A 17,883-nucleotide genomic window follows, 5' to 3' on the forward strand; every position below is an offset into this window, starting at 1 on the left:
TGGCACGTTCGGTCCCCTCCCACAGGGAGAGGGAGCTGTTCCGGAGCAGCGTTCAGGTGCGGGAATCGAATGTGGCACGTTTCATACTTCAGCCAATACAAGGTTGAATTCAGATATAGAAGTCAATGGGTGGCAAGTCAGATACGGAAGCTAATTGGTGGCACGTTCGGTTCCCTCTCCCTGGGGAGAGGGGTAGGGTGAGGGGTAATCTCGGTGCTAATTGGCCCGTTTCGCCTGCTGCAGCCACTTGTCCAACTCATTGGCAAACTGCTGTCTATCGCGCTGGTTGAGGGTATTCGGCCCCCCGGTCTGGATCCCGCTGGAGCGCAGGGTATCCATAAAATCACGCATATTCAGGCGTTCACGAATGGTGTCTGGCGTATAACGCTCACCGCGAGGATTCAGGGCGATAGCGCCTTTTTCTATCACTTCGGCGGCCAGCGGGATATCCGCGGTGATCACCAGATCGCCTTTTTCACAGCGGCGCACGATTTCGTTATCCGCCACGTCAAATCCCGCTGCAACCTGCAAGGTGCGGATAAATTTGGAAGGGGGCGTGCGCAAAGGCTGATTAGCCACCAGGGTAACTGGCATCGCCGCGCGATCTGCGGCACGGAACAGCACTTCTTTGATCACGTTTGGACAGGCGTCGGCATCGACCCAAATCTGCATTATTCTTGCTCCTGTAGCCAGTCGCGCACTGGCAGAAAGTCACGGTATAGCGCGGCTTCCGGGCTGTCGGTTGCAGGCTGGAAGTTATATTCCCAACGCACCAAAGGCGGCATCGACATCAGGATCGATTCGGTGCGCCCCCCGGTTTGCAGGCCGAACAGCGTACCGCGATCCCACACCAGATTAAACTCGACATAGCGGCCACGGCGATACAACTGAAACTGGCGTTCGTTGTCGCCCCAAGGCAGTGCTTTACGTCTTTCCACGATCGGCAGATAGGCCTCCAGGAAACCTTCACCTACCGCCTGGGTAAACGCGAAACAGCTTTCGAAATCCGGGGTATTCAGATCGTCAAAGAATAGGCCGCCGATGCCGCGGGCTTCATTACGGTGTTTGATAAAGAAATAGTCATCGCACCACTTCTTGTATTTTGGGTACACATCGTCACCGAAGGGGGCGCAGAGTTGTTGCGCGGTGCGGTGCCAGTGAATGGCGTCTTCTGTAAAGCCATAGAAGGGCGTTAGGTCAAAGCCACCGCCAAACCACCAAACGGGCTCTTCACCCGGTTTTTCCGCAATAAAGAAGCGCACGTTGGCATGGCTGGTGGGTATATAGGGGCTGAGCGGATGGATCACCAGCGATACGCCCATCGCCTGAAAGCTGCGCCCGGCCAGTTCGGGACGATGCGCGGTGGCTGAGGCGGGCAGTGTGGCACCGGAAACGTGGGAAAAGTTTACTCCTGCCTGTTCGAACACCTTACCGTTGGTCAGCACCCGGCTACGGCCACCGCCGCCTTCCTCACGCGTCCAGCGATCTTCCTTAAAAGCGGCGCCGCCATCAGCCTGGGCCAAGTGCTCACAAATATTATCTTGCAACGCCAGCAGGAAGGATTTTACTGCGGCAATGGTGGGTAAACTCATACAGGTTATTCGCAACGGGTAACTGAACGGGGCGACAAGTATACCTTCTCGCCCCGTATTTTGCAGGTCTAGCGCGGCTTACGTTGGTGTGCGTCGTAATATTGGAAGAAGTTGATCACGCCGTCGGCGATGGCGCGGGCAATTTTTTCGCGAAAGGCGGTGGTGCCTAACAGGCGCTCCTCACCGGGGTTGGTGATAAACGAGGTTTCTACCAACACCGAAGGAATTGAAGGGGACTTTAATACGGCAAACGCCGCCTGTTCGGTGCTTTCGCTATGCAGGCGGTGAACCGGGCGGATCTGGCCCAGCACGTGGCGGCCCAGGGTCAGGCTGTTGTTGATGGTGTCGGTTTGCACCAGATCGAACAACACCTGCTGTAGATAGTTATCCTGATCTTTGTATTTGCCCCCCGCGACGTCATCGGCAGCGTTTTCCTTATTGGAGAGATAGCGTGCCATTGCGCTGCTGGCTCCACGGTTGGAAAGGGCAAACACCGAAGCACCGGCGGCATCCGGGCTGGTAAATCCATCGGCATGGATCGAGATAAACAGATCGGCCTGATGCTGGTGGGCGATTTCCACGCGCTGGAACAACGGGATAAATTCGTCCTCTTCCCTGGTCAGCCGGGCTTCAACGTGTTCGTGCTCATGCAAAAAACGCCGCACGTGGTTGGCAATTTCCAGCACCACGTGTTTTTCCTGTGAGCCTTCATGGCCCACCGCACCGGAGTCGATACCGCCGTGACCGGGATCGATCATCACCACTCTTCTGCTCCCCGTGGCCTTGGGGAGTGGTTTACTGTGCGGCTTGGGTTGCAGCATATTTGCCTGGGTGGCTGAGGTTTTCCCCCCGAGCAGGGCCAGGGCCAGGCCGGAGAGCAGCAGTTGGCGACGGGTCGATGAAGCGGTGAGGGGGCTGAAATTGAGGTAGGTTTTGCTCTGTTTTTTCATCACGCGCGGCTCCAACTCGATCAATCTATTTCGCGACGTTATAGCGTATTGATACTCATTAATCGACTTGATAACTATTGCCATTTATTACCTGACAAAACCCTGCGGCTTGAAAGACGGCGGGTATCAGTCAATAATTACGTAATAATCAGATATACCCGTCGTCTTTCACGCTGCAGCTTGAAATCCATAGGGTATTAAATAAGTTAATTAACAGTAGCGAGCAACGATGGAAATTCGCGTATTTCGGCAAGACGACTTTGAAGAGGTCATCACCCTGTGGGAGCGTTGCGACCTATTGCGACCATGGAACGATCCCGAGATGGATATTGAACGCAAACTGAACCACGATCCTGATCTGTTTTTGGTCGCGGAAGTGGGCGGCGAGGTGGTGGGCTCGGTGATGGGGGGTTACGATGGCCACCGTGGCTCGGCGTATTATCTGGGCGTTCATCCAGACTATCGCGGGCGAGGCATTGCCAATGCGTTGATTAATCGGCTGGAGAAAAAGCTGATTGCGCGCGGTTGCCCAAAAATTCAGCTGATGGTGCGTGAAGATAACGACACCGTGATCGAAATGTATGAAAAGCTCGGCTACGAAATTCAGGCGATCACCAGTCTGGGGAAACGCCTGATCGAAGATCAAGAGTATTGATCGTCAGGGCGGTGGTTGCCACCGCCCCCAAGCCCTGGTTCAAGGCAGTTTTTTGATGTTTTTCACATCGACTTCCACGTTGTTCCAGTCCTTATCCACTTTCCCTTCCAACTGTACCTTGTCTTTTGGGGTGATGGTCTGGCCGTTCCAGCGCTTTCTGTCGATCTCTACCGTCAGCGTGCCGGTGGCGTCGCGGAAGGTGTAGGTGTCATCCCCCACGCGCTGTTCGATATTGCCCTGCAACATCACCCAGGTATCATCGCTCATCGATTTGACCTTATCTACCGTGGTCAGTGTGGCGCTAGGGCCAGAAAAGCCACCTTGCGGGCTGGTTTGCGTTTGAGCCGGTGTTGCGTTGGGGTCGAGGAACCCGCCCTGTTGAGCTAGAACCGGTGCGCTGCATAATGCGATGAGTGTGAGTAAAGCGATCTTTTTCATCTGGATCTTCCTTATCAGTGGTCTGAATGATTTCCCGTTAGCGGGACATAACCTGATTAAACCATAAGGATCTTAAGAGCTTCTTAAGCTGGAGATTGAAAATGGTGGCCACCGTCGCCATTTGCAAGGGTAATCATAACATCGGCAAGGAAAAGTCTTTGAAGGCGTCAACACACCGGTTTTCACCGGACGATTACGATCAGCACGGTATGTTACGGTTGCCGCTGTGGTTTTGGGGCGTACTGATCTTACAGGCTCGTACCTGGCTACTGTTTGTGATGGCGGGCACCTCACGCGATCAGGGTGCTGGCTTGTTACAACTGTTCTATCCAGATACTCAGCGCTTTTGGTACGGTATTGCGCTTGGGCTGCCTGCGGCGCTGGCCTTTTTGATTGCTGGCCGCCGCCTGCATTGGCCACGACTGTGGCGTAGTTGGCGTTGGGTACTGATAGTTTCGCTGGCGGCAGCGCTGCTCGGCTCGCTGTACAGCCTGTGGCAGCAAGACAGCAATGAACCTCCGTTGGATCTCCTGCTGGCGCTGTTGGATGTGCTGGCGATGGGGTATCTGTTAATGAATCGGCGCTTGAAAGCCTGTTTTATCCCGCAGGATGAGGCGGGTTAATTGTTAAAAGTTGCGGCACTTTTCCCAATTTACGCACTCCAACCTGGCAATTGATGGCGCAGCCACAGTGGTTATGAGAGGCTGCATTTCGCCGATGTCTTTGATGTTAAGGAGCTATGAATGAATATTCGCCCACTGTTGTTAGGGCTACCGCTGTTGTTGACCGGCTGTTCGGCCATGTCAAACTTCTCCTGGTCAAGCCTGTCGCCGTTCAACTGGTTTGGCGGCAGCGTAGAGGTCAGTGCTAAAGGCGTCGGTGATGTGGGGGCTGGTACCCCCATGACGGAAGCGGCGATTGGCAAGGGCCTGAATAACAATTACCGCATGCGTGGCGGGATGGCGACCAATCAAGGGCAGATTGTTTCCTACTTCCAGGCATTGGACGGCGATGACGTGAAGCTGGTGATCACCGGGGAGCCTAAAGGCCACGTGCAGCGCATTGACGTGATGGATGCCAAGATCGCCACCGAATGGGGCAGTAAGTTGGGTACGCCGTTTAGTGAACTGTTCAACAAGGCCTACGGCGCCTGTAAACCAGCCGAAGGTGAGGATGCTGGCAAGGTCGAGTGTGTGGCACAGCAAAGCCACAATGTCAGCTATATCTTCAGTGGTAAATGGGCTGGCCCGCAGGACCTGATCCCACCGGACGATACTCTGCAGAGCTGGACGGTGAGTAAAATCGTCTGGCATGCCAAAGCACAATAATTCTCATTGCGGGCGCACCTTGCGGTGTGCCTGCCTCGTTTGGCGTTAAATCCCTATTTTCTTTGCGTTCGGGCAAGGCAATCAGCCTGCTGTGCGTTATGATATTGCGCGTTTATAACAGGGCAACCTGTTACCCGATTCAGGTCTTGAGGAAATCAACATGACACAGGTTCAGAGCGGCATCCTGCTGGAACACTGCCGTTTTGGTATTTTTATGGAAGCGATGGTGCAGGGCGAATTCGTCGATCTGCGCCAAGGTTGCAAACAGTTTTGTCAGGTGCTTGGCGAGTTGCAGCAACAGTTTCCAGATGCCCACTTAGGTGCGGTTATCGCTTTTGGCTCCGACGTTTGGCATGATCTCTCCAATGGCCAGGGGGCCAAAGAGCTGAAGCCTTTCACGCCGTTGGGCAAAGGGCTGGCACCGGCCACCCAACGCGATATGCTGATCCATATTCAATCGCTGCGTCATGACGTCAACTTCACCCTGGCGCAGGCCGCCTTGGCCGCGTTTGGTAACACCATTCGTATTGAAGAAGAAACGCACGGTTTCCGCTGGGTAGAAGAGCGCGATCTGAGCGGCTTTATCGACGGTACCGAAAATCCGCAGGGCGAACAACGTCCGGAAGTCGCGGTGATTGGCGCTGGCGAAGAGGACGAGGGAGGCAGCTACGTGCTGGTACAGCGTTACGAGCACAACCTGCGCCAGTGGCAGCGTTTCACTACCGAACAGCAGGAACAGATCATTGGCCGTACCAAACAAGACAGTGAAGAACTGCCGCCGGATCAACGGCCAGATACCTCGCACGTCAGCCGTGTCGATCTGAAAGAAGACGGCAAAGGGCTGAAAATTTTGCGCCAGAGCCTGCCTTATGGCACCGCCAGCGGCAAACATGGCCTGTATTTCATCGCCTATTGCGCGCGCCTGCATAATATCGAACAGCAGCTGTTAAGCATGTTCGGCGAGCTGGACGGCAAACACGACGCGATGCTGCGTTTCAGCCGCGCGGTGACCGGGAGCTACTACTTTGCCCCTTCGCTGACGCGTCTGATGTCGCTTTGATGTAATTGGCTTTTATGTAGGGGTATAGCACGCTGTTAAACGGGCGCAGCATGCGGCACCCCTACAATAAATTCATCAACATTGTCATTCTCTGGGCCAGTTCTTCTGGCTCCGGGCTTTCCCTCCCTCTGCGGTGAACCGCTCCCCTCCTGCCTTATAGCGTTTGATGCTTGAAAATCACTAAACGGTATATAAAAGCGTTACAGGTCTGCATCAAGTTATAAATACACTGGTCAATATCAGGGCATCAGCCCGGCGGTAAGACTCAGTGATAAGGTGCGCAATGGAACATTCCCGGGTTAGAAATACGCTGTTGAAAGGGTGGCTGGTGGCGGCATTGTTAGCCAGCGGTACGGTTTCGGCGGCAGAATTGCTCAACAGCTCTTATGACGTCTCCCGCGAACTGTTTGCTGCGCTGAACCCTGGCTTTGAAAAACAGTGGGATCAGCAGCATCCGAACGACAAACTGACCATCAAACAGTCCCACGCCGGTTCTTCCAAACAGGCGCTGGCGATCTTGCAGGGGCTGCGTGCCGATGTGGTCACCTATAACCAGGTCAGTGATGTGCAAATCCTGCACGATCGCGGCCAACTGATCCCGGCAGATTGGCAGCAACGCCTGCCGAACAACAGCTCTCCCTTCTATTCCACCATGGCGTTCCTGGTGCGCAAGGACAACCCGAAAGGCATCCACACCTGGAGCGATCTGGTGCGTGATGACGTGAAGCTGGTATTCCCGAACCCGAAAACCTCCGGAAATGGCCGCTATACCTATCTGGCCGCCTGGGGCGCTGCCAGCCAGGCTGACGGCAACGATCAGGCCAAGACCCGCGAGTTCATGACCCGTTTCCTGAAAAACGTGGTGGTGTTTGATACCGGTGGCCGTGGTGCAACGACGACCTTTGTCGAGCGTGGCCTGGGCGACGTGCTGATCAGCTTTGAATCCGAAGTGAACAATATCCGCAAGCAGTACGGCGCAGACAAATATGAAGTGATCGTGCCGCCGGTTGATATTCTGGCGGAGTTCCCGGTGGCCTGGGTGGACAAAAACGTCGAGAAAAACGGCACCGAGCAGGTGGCCAAAGAATACCTGAACTATCTCTACAGTCCGGCGGCCCAGAAACTGATCACCAGCTTCTATTATCGCGTCAATGACCCACAGGTGATGGCGGCGGCCAAAGGCCAGTTCCCTGAGACCAAGCTGTTCAGCGTGGAAGATCAGTTCGGTGGCTGGCCACAGGTGATGAGTGCCCACTTTGCAACCGGCGGAGAATTGGACCAACTGTTAGCGGCAGGGCATAAGTAATGTTTTCGATGGCCAGCAAGCGGGTTCTGCCTGGGTTTACTCTCAGTTTGGGAAGCAGTCTGCTTTTCACCTGCCTGATTTTGTTGTTGCCGCTCAGCGCGCTGGTGATGCAGTTGGCGCAGATGAGTCTGGCACAGTATTGGGAAGTGATCACCAATCCGCAGGTCGTCGCGGCCTATAAAGTGACGCTGCTGGCAGCCGGAGTTGCCAGCATTTTCAACGCGGTGTTTGGCATGCTGATGGCCTGGATCCTCACTCGTTACGAGTTCCCCGGCCGTTCCTTGCTGGATGGCCTGATGGATTTGCCGTTTGCATTGCCTACAGCTGTGGCCGGCCTGACCTTGGCAGGGCTGTTTTCTACCACCGGTTGGTACGGCCAATGGCTGGCTCATTTTGATATCAAGGTTTCCTTCACCTGGTTGGGGATTGCGGTGGCGATGGCTTTTACCAGCATTCCTTTCGTGGTGCGCACGGTGCAACCGGTGCTGGAAGAGTTGGGGCCGGAATATGAAGAGGCCGCTGAAACGCTCGGGGCTACCCGCTGGCAGAGCTTCCGCCGCGTGGTATTGCCAGAGGTTGCGCCAGCGCTGCTCGCCGGTACGGCGTTGTCGTTTACCCGCAGTCTGGGAGAATTTGGTGCGGTGATATTTATCGCTGGCAACATCGCCTGGAAAACCGAAGTGACCTCATTGATGATTTTTGTGCGCTTACAGGAGTTCGATTACCCGGCCGCTAGTGCGATTGCCTCGGTGATCCTGGCGGCGTCACTGCTGCTGCTGTTCGCCATTAACACCCTACAGAGCCGCTTTGGCCGCCGAATTGGAGGGCACTGATGGCTGATGTTACCGCCCTGAACGGCGCAGAGCGCCCACGCGTAAATTGGGGGAAATGGACGCTGATTGCCATTGGCGCGCTGTTCTCCATCCTGCTGCTGGTCGTGCCGATGGTGATGATCTTTATCGAGGCATTTTCCTCCGGCGTGGGTGCCGTGTGGCATAACCTTTCGGACCCGGACATGCTGCACGCCATTTGGTTGACGGTGCTGGTGGCGCTGATCACCGTGCCAGTCAACCTGGTGTTCGGTACTTTGCTGGCCTGGCTGGTGACGCGCTTTACCTTCCCTGGCCGCCAACTGCTGCTGACACTGTTCGATATGCCGTTTGCGGTGTCGCCGGTGGTCGCGGGGCTGCTGTATCTGCTGTTTTACGGTACCAACGGCCCGATCGGCGGCTGGCTGGATGCCCATGACATTCAACTGATGTTCGCCTGGCCGGGCATGGTGCTGGTGACAATATTCGTGACCTGCCCGTTTGTGGTCCGTGAACTGGTGCCACTGATGATGAGCCAGGGCAGCCAGGAAGACGAGGCCGCGGTGCTGTTGGGCGCTTCCGGTTGGCAGATGTTCCGCCGCGTCACCTTACCGAACATCCGTTGGGCATTGCTGTATGGCGTGGTGCTGACCAACGCCCGCGCGATTGGCGAGTTTGGCGCAGTATCGGTGGTGTCCGGCTCTATCCGTGGCGAAACCTATACCTTGCCACTGCAAGTGGAATTACTGCATCAGGATTACAACACCGCCGGGGCATTTACCGCTGCGGCACTGTTGACCCTGATGGCGATAGTCACCCTATTTCTGAAAAGCGGACTGCAATGGCGCCTGGCGCGTCAGGATGCGCGTCTTGAGCGGGAGGAAAATCATGAGCATTGAGATTAACGGTATCAACAAGTCTTTTGGCCGTACCAAGGTATTGAACGATATCTCGCTCGATATTCCTTCCGGTGAGATGGTGGCGCTGTTAGGCCCATCCGGTTCGGGCAAGACCACCTTGCTGCGTATTATCGCCGGGCTGGAAAGCCAGAGCAGCGGTAAGCTGGGTTTCCACGGCACCGACGTCAGCCGCGTGCATGCGCGCGATCGTCGCGTCGGCTTCGTGTTCCAACACTACGCGCTGTTCCGTCATATGACGGTTTTCGACAATATCGCTTTTGGCCTGAGCGTCTTGCCACGCCGTGAGCGTCCGAATGCGGCGGCGATCAAACAGAAAGTGGAGCAGTTGCTGGAGATGGTGCAGTTGGGTCATCTGGCTAACCGCTACCCTTCACAGCTTTCCGGCGGCCAGAAGCAACGTGTCGCCTTGGCGCGCGCGCTGGCGGTGGAGCCCCAGATCCTGCTGCTGGACGAGCCGTTTGGTGCGCTGGATGCCCAGGTGCGTAAAGAACTGCGCCGCTGGCTGCGTCAACTGCATGAAGAACTGAAGTTCACCAGCGTGTTCGTGACTCACGATCAGGAAGAAGCGATGGAAGTCGCCGATCGCATCGTGGTGATGAGCCAGGGGAATATCGAGCAGGTAGGTTCACCGACCGAGATCATGCGTGAACCCGCGACCCGCTTCGTGCTGGAGTTTATGGGCGAAGTTAACCGCCTGAACGGTGACATCCGTGGTTCACAGTTGTTTGTGGGCGCTCACCAATGGCCGCTGTCGTTCCAGCCAATGCACCAAGGCAGCGTCGATCTGTTCCTGCGCCCGTGGGAAATGGAGATTGGCACCGATTGCAGCGCCCGTTGTCCATTACCGGTACAGGTGTTGGAAGTCAGCCCGCGTGGCCACTTCTGGCAGTTGACCGTGCAGCCGATTGGTTGGCATCAGGAGCCTATCAGCGTGATTATGTCAGAAGGCCATGTCGCACCGGCGCGCGGGGACCGTTACTACGTTGGCAGCCTGAATGCCCGCCTTTACGCCGGTGAACAACTGTTACAACCGGTTGCGTTAGCGAAAAGCGCCTGATAATTTCTAACCATTCCCATTTAAGGCAACCCAGGGTTGCCTTTTTACATTATACGCAGGCAATGATTGTGACCACGCTGGAACAATGCATCGGTAATACACCGTTAGTAAAACTACAACGACTGGCCGAAGGGCTGGACAGTGAAATCTGGCTCAAGCTGGAGGGCAACAATCCGGCGGGGTCGGTCAAGGATCGGGCCGCGCTGGGGATGATCCAGCAGGCGGAACTGCGCGGTGAAATCCAGCCGGGCGATACGCTGATCGAGGCCACCAGTGGCAATACCGGCATCGCGCTGGCGATGATCTGTGCAATGAAAGGCTACACGCTGAAGCTGCTAATGCCGGAAAACATGAGCATGGAACGCCAGGCAGCGATGCGAGCTTATGGTGCTGAACTGATCCTGGTCAGCCGTGAGCAGGGGATGGAGGGGGCGCGTGACCTGGCGCTGGAGATGCAGCAGCAGGGGCAGGGCAAGGTGTTGGATCAGTTCAACAATCTGGATAACCCCTACGCGCATTTCACCACTACCGGCCCGGAAATCTGGCAGCAGACCGCCGGTCGTATCACTCATTTCGTTTCCAGCATGGGCACTACCGGCACCATTACCGGCGTTGGCGGCTACCTGAAAAGCCAAAATCCGCAGGTGAATATCATCGGTTTACAGCCTGCAGAAGGCAGCAGCATCCCGGGTATCCGCCGTTGGGCACCGGCCTATCTGCCGGGTATTTTCCGCCCGGAGCTGGTGGATCAGGTGTTGGATATGGCACAAAGCGAAGCCGAACAGACCATGCGCCAACTGGCGCAGCGGGAAGGTATTTTCTGCGGTGTCAGCTCTGGTGGAGCCGTAGCTGGGGCGTTGCGCGTTGCTGCGGCCAACCCTGGCAGCGTCATTGTCGCTATTATCTGCGATCGCGGTGACCGCTACCTGTCTACCGGCGTATTTTCCTAGCTGAGCGATAATCGGTAGGGAGGAGCGAGACTCTCTACCTATTCCCCAACCTCTGCCATTTATCCCCTCAAGATCGAGTATCCCCTGAGCCATAAGCCCCGTCTTTCATTTGTGCCGGGAGAATGTCAATGTGTAAGGATTAGGTAAAACCGGCTGCGTACAGCCACAATAGACGCGAAAATGGCGGTAAACCAGCGGAGGAATGGGCATGAAAATTTTATTGGTCGATGACGATCTGGAACTTGGCACCATGCTGAGCGAATACCTGACGGCTGAAGGATTCAACGCGTCCCTGGTGCTGACTGGCAAGGCCGGAGTGGATGGGGCGCTTTCTGGCGATTATACCGCAATGATCCTCGACATCATGCTGCCGGACATGAGCGGGATCGACGTGCTGCGCGAGGTTCGCAAAAAGAGCCGTTTGCCGATCATCATGCTGACGGCCAAGGGAGACAATATCGACCGGGTGATCGGGCTGGAGATGGGGGCCGACGACTATGTGCCCAAGCCTTGTTACCCACGCGAACTGGTGGCACGCCTGCGTGCGGTGCTGCGCCGATTTGAAGAGCAGCCGGAAGCGGTGGATAAAGTCTCGACCCTGAAATTTAATGAATTGACGCTCAACCCGTCCACCCGCAGCAGTGCCTGGCAGGGTAAGGCATTTGATCTCACCGCCTCAGAATTCAACTTGCTGGAGTTACTGCTGCGCTCTCCTGAACGAGTAGTGTCGAAGGATGAACTGTCAGAGAAAGGGCTGGGGCGGCCACGCGAGGCTTACGATCGCAGCGTGGATGTACATATCAGCAATATCCGCCAGAAGCTGGGCGCGCTAACCGATAACCGACTGAGCATTGAAACCGTGCGCAGTATCGGTTACCGCATCAGGTAATGCCGATGCGCGGAAGACTGTTCTGGAAAATCCTGCTCGGTTTCTGGCTGACGTTTATCATCATGACCCAGGCGCTGTGGGTGACGTTCGCGTTCTATGGCAATCGCCATGAATCGCCGGAAAACAACATGGCTCGGCGCATTGTCAATCTGCAACTGACCTCTGCGGCCTCCGTGTTACACAGTGGTGGCATGCCAGCATTGAACGCGATGGTCGCCGACTGGCCTGAAGTCGAGCGCCGCTTCTTTAGCGTGACGCCTATGGCCCAACCTCCAGCCGAGCAGCCAGATCAAAACCAGGCACCTCGGCCTACCAAGATGGTGGAGTGGGTCAAGGGGGCGGACAATCAGGGTTACCTGTTGAGCTACGATGTGGAGGGGCTGCGGGCCGAATATCGGCCAGCCAAGCCTTGGCGTTTGCTGAATATTCCGGAGCCGATGCTGTGGGTCGGTGGGCTGGGGGGCTTGCTGTTCAGCGCTATGTTGGCCTGGAACCTGACGCGCCCGATGCGCCAACTGCGCGTCGGTTTTGAGCGGGTAGCGCAGGGCGATCTGGCGGTGCGGCTGTTCCCGGCGATGCGGCGGCGACATGACGAGCTTTCTGAGGTGGCGCGTGACTTTGACAGCATGGCAGAGCGGCTGGAGGTATTGGTTAGCGCCCGTGAGCAATTGCTGCATGATGTCTCCCATGAGTTGCGCTCCCCATTAGCCCGCTTGCAGCTAGCCATCGGCCTGGGGCGGCAAAATCCGGGTAACGTGGAGAACTCGTTGCAGCGTATCGAGCATGAAGCCGGGCGGTTGGACAAGATGATCGGCGAACTGTTGGCGCTGTCACGCACCGAGAACAGCGGCCTGTCGAATGATGAGGAGTATTTCGATCTTTATGGGTTGGTGGACGCGGTGGTTAACGATGCGCGCTACGAGGCGCAAATCCCCGGCGTAGAGATCGTGTTGCAGGCCAGTTCCGACGTGGAGTACACCGTAAAAGGCAATGCCGAGTTGATGCGCCGTGCGGTTGAGAACATTGTGCGTAATGCCCTGCGCTTTTCCAGTCACGGCCAGAGCGTGACGGTGGTGCTGTCGCGTATCGACCAATTGTTCCAGATCCAGGTCCGCGATCAGGGGCCGGGCGTGGAGGAGTCGAAGCTGTCCAGCATCTTTGATCCCTTCGTTCGGGTAAAGTCGGCGATGTCTGGCAAGGGCTATGGCCTGGGTTTGGCGATCGCTCGCAAAGTGGTGCTGGCCCATGGTGGGCAGGTTGAGGCACACAATGGCGAACAGGGGGGGTTGGTGATCACGCTGCGGGTACCGCGCTGGCCAATTTAACGATAATGCTGCTTGTCCAGATCGTACTTTTTCATCCGCAGGTAGAGCTTTTTACGCGGGATCTGTAAATACTCGGACACCTCATTAATCCGCCCCTGATGCAGGTTCAACGCCTCGGTAATGATCTGGCGCTCATAGTCTTCGATACGCTGATCCAGCGGAGCGGGATCGGATCCGTGTAACAGCGGATTGGCGGTCTCTGCCAGTGGCATCACCCCGACGGCAAACAGCTCTGCGGCATTGGCCAGCTCGCGCACGTTATTTGGCCATATCCTTTTGACCAAACGCTTAATCAACTCGGCTGGCAGATCCGGCAACGGATGGTTAAGGCGCAGGCAGGCCTGTTCCAGGTAGTGGCGGAACAACGGCTCTATATCGTCGGGACGCAGAGAAAGCGGCAGGCAGGCGATTTGGGTCATGGCAAAGCAGTAATAGAAATCGGGCAGGAGGGTATGCCCGGCGGCCAGCTCCACCAACGGTGAAGTCCCAGTGCCGATCAGCCGGAAGGGGAGCGGGTCTTGCCCCTGGAGCTGGATCAGCCGCGCCTGCTGGGGGATAGACAAGTGCTCAAGGTGGCGTAAAATCAGCGTCCCGCCGCTTACCTGCTCAATCCATTGCTCTAACGGTGCCTCACCCCCTGGCGTCAATTCACCCACGATCAACGGCTGTTCGCTACGATGGCTCATACGGTGTAAATAACGTGCTGCCAAAGTCCTGCCGACCCCTAGCTCCCCTTGCAGGTAAACCGCCAAATCGGTTTCGGCCACCTGCTGCAAACGCACTCGTAGCTGCTTTACCCACTCACTACGGCCAATCAGATTGCTCTGCAGCTGTTCTTGCTGCCAACGACGACGGGCAATGTAAGAACGTCTCTGGGCCAGCGCGGTGGCGACCTGTTCGAGTAGCTGGGCCGGGTTGACCGGTTTTTGCAGGAAGTCCCAGGCCCCTTTTTTCACCGCTTCAACCGCCATCGGCACATCGCCATGGCCAGTGATCAACAACACCGGTAAACAGGCATCGTGAGCGAGCAGTAGCGCCATCAGCTCAATTCCGGAACAGCCAGGCATACAGACATCGCTGATAACGATCCCTGGCCACTCCTCACCGAGCATTTCCTGTGCCTTAAGTGGGTTACTACAGGCCTGAACCTGATAGCCTGCCTGGTTGAGCAGCATGGTATAGGCATCTAGGACGTCGGCATCGTCGTCGATTAACAGAATTTGCGCTTGTTGGCTTAACATGGTTGATCCACCGGTTGAAACTGTAAAACGACGCAGGCGTTTTGCGTCAGCGTAGAGGCCAGATGCAGGCTACCGCCCATTTGCTGCATCAGCGAAAGCGAGATGGACAGGCCAATCCCCAAACCTACCGATTTGCTGGTGGTGAAAGGTTTGAGTAACGATTCAGCCCGCGCCAGCGGCCAGCCAGGCCCGTTATCCCACAGCATGATCTGCCACCCGGACTCGTGGTGTTGCCAGCTTATCTGCAATAGCGGTCGTTCCTGGCAGGCATCCAACGCGTTGCTCATCAGATTGACCAACACCTGCTGAATGCGCACCTCATCGCCTAACACATTTGGCGCACCTTCCGGTAGCCGCAGTTCCCCGTGCAGCGGTTGGTGGCGAAGAGCCAGCAACTCCCAGGCGGCGATGAATGACTGGCGCAAATCAACGGGCTGAGAGGGGCTATCCTGTTCCGTTCGCCGGGTGAATTGCCGCAGCATGCGGATGATGGCATCCATGCGGCCAATCAGACCGTCTGCTTTGGTCAGGGCCAGCGCGGCCGCCTCTGGTTGTTGTTTCTCCACCGCATGACGAGCGGTAAACAGGTACATCGATAGAGCGTTCAGCGGCTGATTGATCTCATGGGCCAGGGTGGTCATGGTCTGCCCAACCACGGCCAGCTTGGCGGCCTGCACCAGCTCATCCTGCGTGGCACGCAAATGCAGCTCAATGCCCTTGCGCTCGGTAATTTCCTGCTCCAGCCGGGATTTTTGCTGGTTCAATTGGCCTAGGGTGCGCCGCAACAGACGTGCGATGCGGCCCAGTTCATCGCCACCGTAAACCGGGATCGCCGCGTTGGTTTCCCCAAGGCCGATACGCACCACCACCTGGTTCAGCTGGGTAAAACGCTTGACCAGGCGGGAACGGATAAAGTAGTGATTGAGCAAATACACCAATAACATCGCCAGCAGGGTGGCGATCACAATTAGCCTGCCGCTGACGCGGATGATTTGCTCCAGGCGATGGTTAAAGGTCTGCATCTGCTGGTGGCTGTTACTCAGTTGCGATTCCAGCTGTGTGCGAAAGCGGGCAAGCGTGGCCTCCTTGGCCTGAGTGGCCAGCGTAAGTGCCTGTTGCGCCTGATGATAGTTTTTCATCGCTGCGGGCATACTGTTTTCGGCAATGCCGGTCTCCAGCAGTTCGTCGATGGTTTGCCGTAGCGTGATGGTACTGGGATGAGCCTGCAACCCCTGCATATTTTCGTTCGCCGTCTTTTGCAGATAGGCTAGGTAACGTACATGCTCGGCAACCGAGGTGGGCTCTTCAGCGCCGGATTGCAGCTCGTTGAGGCGATCGCGCAGGGCATCGGCGATCTGGTTCTCGATGCGTGCCAGGGCATAGACCTGCTGTTGTTCACTTTGTACTTCGCGCAAACTAGCCTGCAATCGGGGGAATACCTGGCCAGAGCCTGTCTCCATCTGATCGAGCAATGCCCCCTGTTGCCAACTGAAATCCTGCACCAGCGAATTCAGCTCGGTGGTGAAGTCATCATGTAGCCAACTGATGCGCGCGGCGATCTCATTGACCTTTTCCCCGGCGATAAACATGTTGTACAGCGCGTTGTCCAATCGGCCCAACAGTTGGCGGCTTTCTGCCAGCGTCGCCTGAATTTGCTGACGTTCAGGGTTATCCAACAGCATGCTGGCCTGCTCGATTTGTTCCAAATGGCCGACGATCTGATTTCTCAACTGTAGGCGGGCATTGGTATTGGCGGCCTGCAAAAATTCATTGAGCTGATCGACCAGCGTGTTCAGATTGCTTTCGATCACGAACGAAGATTGGATGCGTGGAAAGTAATCATCCAGCGCATAGCGGACCTGCGAGCTTTGCTCATGCCAGGAGTATAGGCTGACCCCGCTGACGGTAAGCGTCAGCAGCGCGCCGGTGAGAAAGGCTCCCCGCAGGCAGGCGCTGATGGTCAGGCGTTTAAAGAAGCGCGGCAATAAACGGCTCATTTCAACTCTTCCAGCGCCTTGATGGCCTTTCTCTGCTGCTGCTGAAAGAACAGCTGCCATTCCATGACTTGCTGCTCACTCTCGCTACGTGCCGCAAACTGTTTAAGGTACTGAGGATCTTCGCTTTGGGCCTGGGTGACAGGAATAGCGGTCAACAATGCACGGATTTCCGGCAAAGGCCGTTTGAGGCGGCTTTCAGCGCCATGCAACGCTTTCCAGGCGTCCTTGAGCTGAGACAGGCGGAAGCTGATGGCCGTATCAAACAGCTTTTGCACCAGGCGCTGACGTTGCAAAATTAGGGAGTAATTCAGCGGTGGCCGCTGTAACAGCTTTTGCTGTTGCGCAAAACGTGGGTTATCTGCCGGCAATGGAACCACAGGGTATTTTCCCGTGCTGGTATCTGCCAGAACCCGTTGCCCCTGCGGGCTGAGCAGAAACTGTATAAAGCGCCGGGCCTCAGCGGGATAATGGCTATTGCTCGTTACGGCAATATAGGTGGGGGAGGCCGCGGCCTGAGGGAAATAATGGAAGGCCAGATGCGGATCGTCGAGCAGTAGATTGGCGTAGTTATCGATAATCGGCCCAACGGAACCCAGGCCGCTTTTGACTTTATCCGCCACGCCAAAGCTGCGCGAAGAGATGGTGATCAGGTTACCGGCCGCCGATAGCATCGTTTGCCAGCCAGATTGCCAGCCCCGCTGTTGCAACAGCGATTCCACCATCAGGTGGTTGGTATCCGAGCGGGAAGGGCTGCTCATCAGCAAAGCACCCTGGTAGCGGGCATCGGTCAGATCGTCCCAATCGTCTGGCAGCGGCAGCCGTTTCTCTGCCAGATTGGTGCGGTTGATTAGCAGGCCAAAGCCCGAAATGGCCACCGCCACGGCGGTATTGCGGATAGGTTCAGGTACCAGCCGCTGTGATTGTTCCGGAGCACCCTCATAGTTTGCCAGACGCTGATGCTGTTGCAGGTGCTGGAGCAGCATGGGGGAGGAGGTCAGTACCAGATCGACGTTGTCGCTGCCGGTGCTGTCGAGCAGTTGTTCCAGGGAACTGCTGGTGCGGTTCAGCGTGCGGATGACCACCGACTGAGGCTGGCCTTGCCAACGGCTGATGAGGTAGGCGGTTGCCTCTGGTGAAAAGGTAGTGGCCATCACCAGTTCATTTCTTTTGGCTCCGGCGACACTGGATAACAGCCAGCAGACCATTGCCGTAAAAATGAGCGTTGCACGCATAATAAAATTCTCCCTCGACCTCATCGTTTGTGATCTTATTCATAAAATCGCAATGACGATAAAAATAACCCGCAAAACATTTGGGACAAAAATATTTTCGTGAACCAATAGGATTTAGCCGGGGTTATAACGTT

The 17,883-nt window shown here is 56.2% G+C and carries 17 protein-coding genes and 2 pseudogenes; 12 read left to right on the top strand and 7 right to left on the bottom strand.

Translation table 11 applies throughout. The features are described 5' to 3' along the window. Positions 1-216: 216 nt before the first annotated feature. From N6G83_RS50900 to amiA, 3 genes are all read right to left on the bottom strand, one after another. On the bottom strand, positions 217-672 hold the full coding sequence (locus N6G83_RS50900) for a YaiI/YqxD family protein (RefSeq protein ID WP_024527105.1): 456 nt from the start codon (positions 670-672) through the stop codon (positions 217-219). Further along, positions 672-1,592, bottom strand: coding sequence for an oxygen-dependent coproporphyrinogen oxidase (gene hemF / locus N6G83_RS50905; protein ID WP_211135521.1), 921 nt, complete (start codon positions 1,590-1,592; stop codon positions 672-674). Before hemF ends, N6G83_RS50900 begins: the two co-directional genes overlap by 1 nt. A 68-nt stretch (positions 1,593-1,660) precedes the next feature. After that, positions 1,661-2,542 (bottom strand): N-acetylmuramoyl-L-alanine amidase AmiA, encoded by an 882-nt coding sequence (gene amiA / locus N6G83_RS50910; protein WP_024527107.1) that lies wholly within the window; start codon positions 2,540-2,542, stop codon positions 1,661-1,663. A 229-nt stretch (positions 2,543-2,771) separates the two neighbouring features. Here amiA and N6G83_RS50915 point away from each other — a divergent pair, with 229 nt between their 5' ends. Next, on the top strand, positions 2,772-3,197 hold the full coding sequence (locus tag N6G83_RS50915) for a GNAT family acetyltransferase (RefSeq protein WP_024527108.1): 426 nt from the start codon (positions 2,772-2,774) through the stop codon (positions 3,195-3,197). Positions 3,198-3,236: 39 nt separating this feature from the next. Here the strand turns inward: N6G83_RS50915 and N6G83_RS50920 are convergent, their stop codons facing one another. Next, entirely contained in the window at positions 3,237-3,635 is a 399-nt protein-coding gene (locus N6G83_RS50920) for a YgiW/YdeI family stress tolerance OB fold protein (protein ID WP_024527109.1), read from the bottom strand. 158 nt (positions 3,636-3,793) lie between these two features. Between N6G83_RS50920 and N6G83_RS50925 the strand changes: the two genes are divergently transcribed. The 11 genes and pseudogenes from N6G83_RS50925 to N6G83_RS50970 form a co-directional block, all read left to right on the top strand. Further along, on the top strand, positions 3,794-4,258 hold the full coding sequence (locus N6G83_RS50925; protein WP_024527110.1) for a DUF2919 domain-containing protein: 465 nt from the start codon (positions 3,794-3,796) through the stop codon (positions 4,256-4,258). A 120-nt stretch (positions 4,259-4,378) separates the two neighbouring features. Next, positions 4,379-4,963 (top strand): RpoE-regulated lipoprotein, encoded by a 585-nt coding sequence (locus N6G83_RS50930; protein ID WP_211135520.1) that lies wholly within the window; start codon positions 4,379-4,381, stop codon positions 4,961-4,963. Between the two features lie 160 nt (positions 4,964-5,123). Then, complete coding sequence (locus N6G83_RS50935; protein ID WP_024527112.1) at positions 5,124-6,023, top strand: Dyp-type peroxidase; 900 nt, start codon at positions 5,124-5,126, stop codon at positions 6,021-6,023. Between the two features lie 283 nt (positions 6,024-6,306). After that, on the top strand, positions 6,307-7,329 hold the full coding sequence (locus N6G83_RS50940) for a sulfate ABC transporter substrate-binding protein (protein WP_024527113.1): 1,023 nt from the start codon (positions 6,307-6,309) through the stop codon (positions 7,327-7,329). Next, positions 7,329-8,162 (top strand): sulfate/thiosulfate ABC transporter permease CysT, encoded by an 834-nt coding sequence (gene cysT, locus N6G83_RS50945; RefSeq protein ID WP_024527114.1) that lies wholly within the window; start codon positions 7,329-7,331, stop codon positions 8,160-8,162. Before N6G83_RS50940 ends, cysT begins: the two co-directional genes overlap by 1 nt. After that, entirely contained in the window at positions 8,162-9,037 is an 876-nt protein-coding gene (gene cysW / locus N6G83_RS50950; protein WP_021807067.1) for a sulfate/thiosulfate ABC transporter permease CysW, read from the top strand. Before cysT ends, cysW begins: the two co-directional genes overlap by 1 nt. Further along, entirely contained in the window at positions 9,027-10,115 is a 1,089-nt protein-coding gene (gene cysA / locus N6G83_RS50955; RefSeq protein WP_211135519.1) for a sulfate/thiosulfate ABC transporter ATP-binding protein CysA, read from the top strand. Before cysW ends, cysA begins: the two co-directional genes overlap by 11 nt. Positions 10,116-10,183: 68 nt before the next feature. Then, on the top strand, positions 10,184-11,065 hold the full coding sequence (cysM, locus tag N6G83_RS50960) for a cysteine synthase CysM (protein WP_039995377.1): 882 nt from the start codon (positions 10,184-10,186) through the stop codon (positions 11,063-11,065). Between the two features lie 208 nt (positions 11,066-11,273). Next, positions 11,274-11,954 (top strand): response regulator transcription factor, encoded by a 681-nt coding sequence (locus tag N6G83_RS50965; protein WP_024527117.1) that lies wholly within the window; start codon positions 11,274-11,276, stop codon positions 11,952-11,954. 5 nt (positions 11,955-11,959) lie between these two features. After that, positions 11,960-12,221: pseudogene (locus N6G83_RS55010) on the top strand (sensor histidine kinase); the annotation flags it as partial. Between the two features lie 86 nt (positions 12,222-12,307). After that, a pseudogene (locus tag N6G83_RS50970) lies at positions 12,308-13,279 on the top strand (ATP-binding protein); the annotation flags it as partial. On the opposite strand, the gene pgtA reads toward N6G83_RS50970, so the two are convergent. From pgtA to N6G83_RS50985, 3 genes are read right to left on the bottom strand one after another with little or no spacing between them, the layout of a single operon-like run. Further along, the gene (gene pgtA / locus N6G83_RS50975; protein WP_211135516.1) at positions 13,276-14,520 is read right to left on the bottom strand and encodes a two-component system response regulator PgtA; all 1,245 of its coding nucleotides are present in this window, start codon (positions 14,518-14,520) and stop codon (positions 13,276-13,278) included. The pseudogene N6G83_RS50970 and the gene pgtA sit on opposite strands and share 4 nt — an antisense overlap. Next, the gene (gene pgtB, locus N6G83_RS50980; protein ID WP_211135515.1) at positions 14,514-16,517 is read right to left on the bottom strand and encodes a two-component system sensor histidine kinase PgtB; all 2,004 of its coding nucleotides are present in this window, start codon (positions 16,515-16,517) and stop codon (positions 14,514-14,516) included. Before pgtB ends, pgtA begins: the two co-directional genes overlap by 7 nt. Beyond that, positions 16,514-17,749 (bottom strand): ABC transporter substrate-binding protein, encoded by a 1,236-nt coding sequence (locus N6G83_RS50985; protein ID WP_282440806.1) that lies wholly within the window; start codon positions 17,747-17,749, stop codon positions 16,514-16,516. The genes pgtB and N6G83_RS50985 overlap by 4 nt, the downstream gene beginning before the upstream one ends. Positions 17,750-17,883: the final 134 nt, after the last annotated feature.

The sequence above is a fragment of the Serratia sp. PL7 genome (assembly GCF_945957435.1).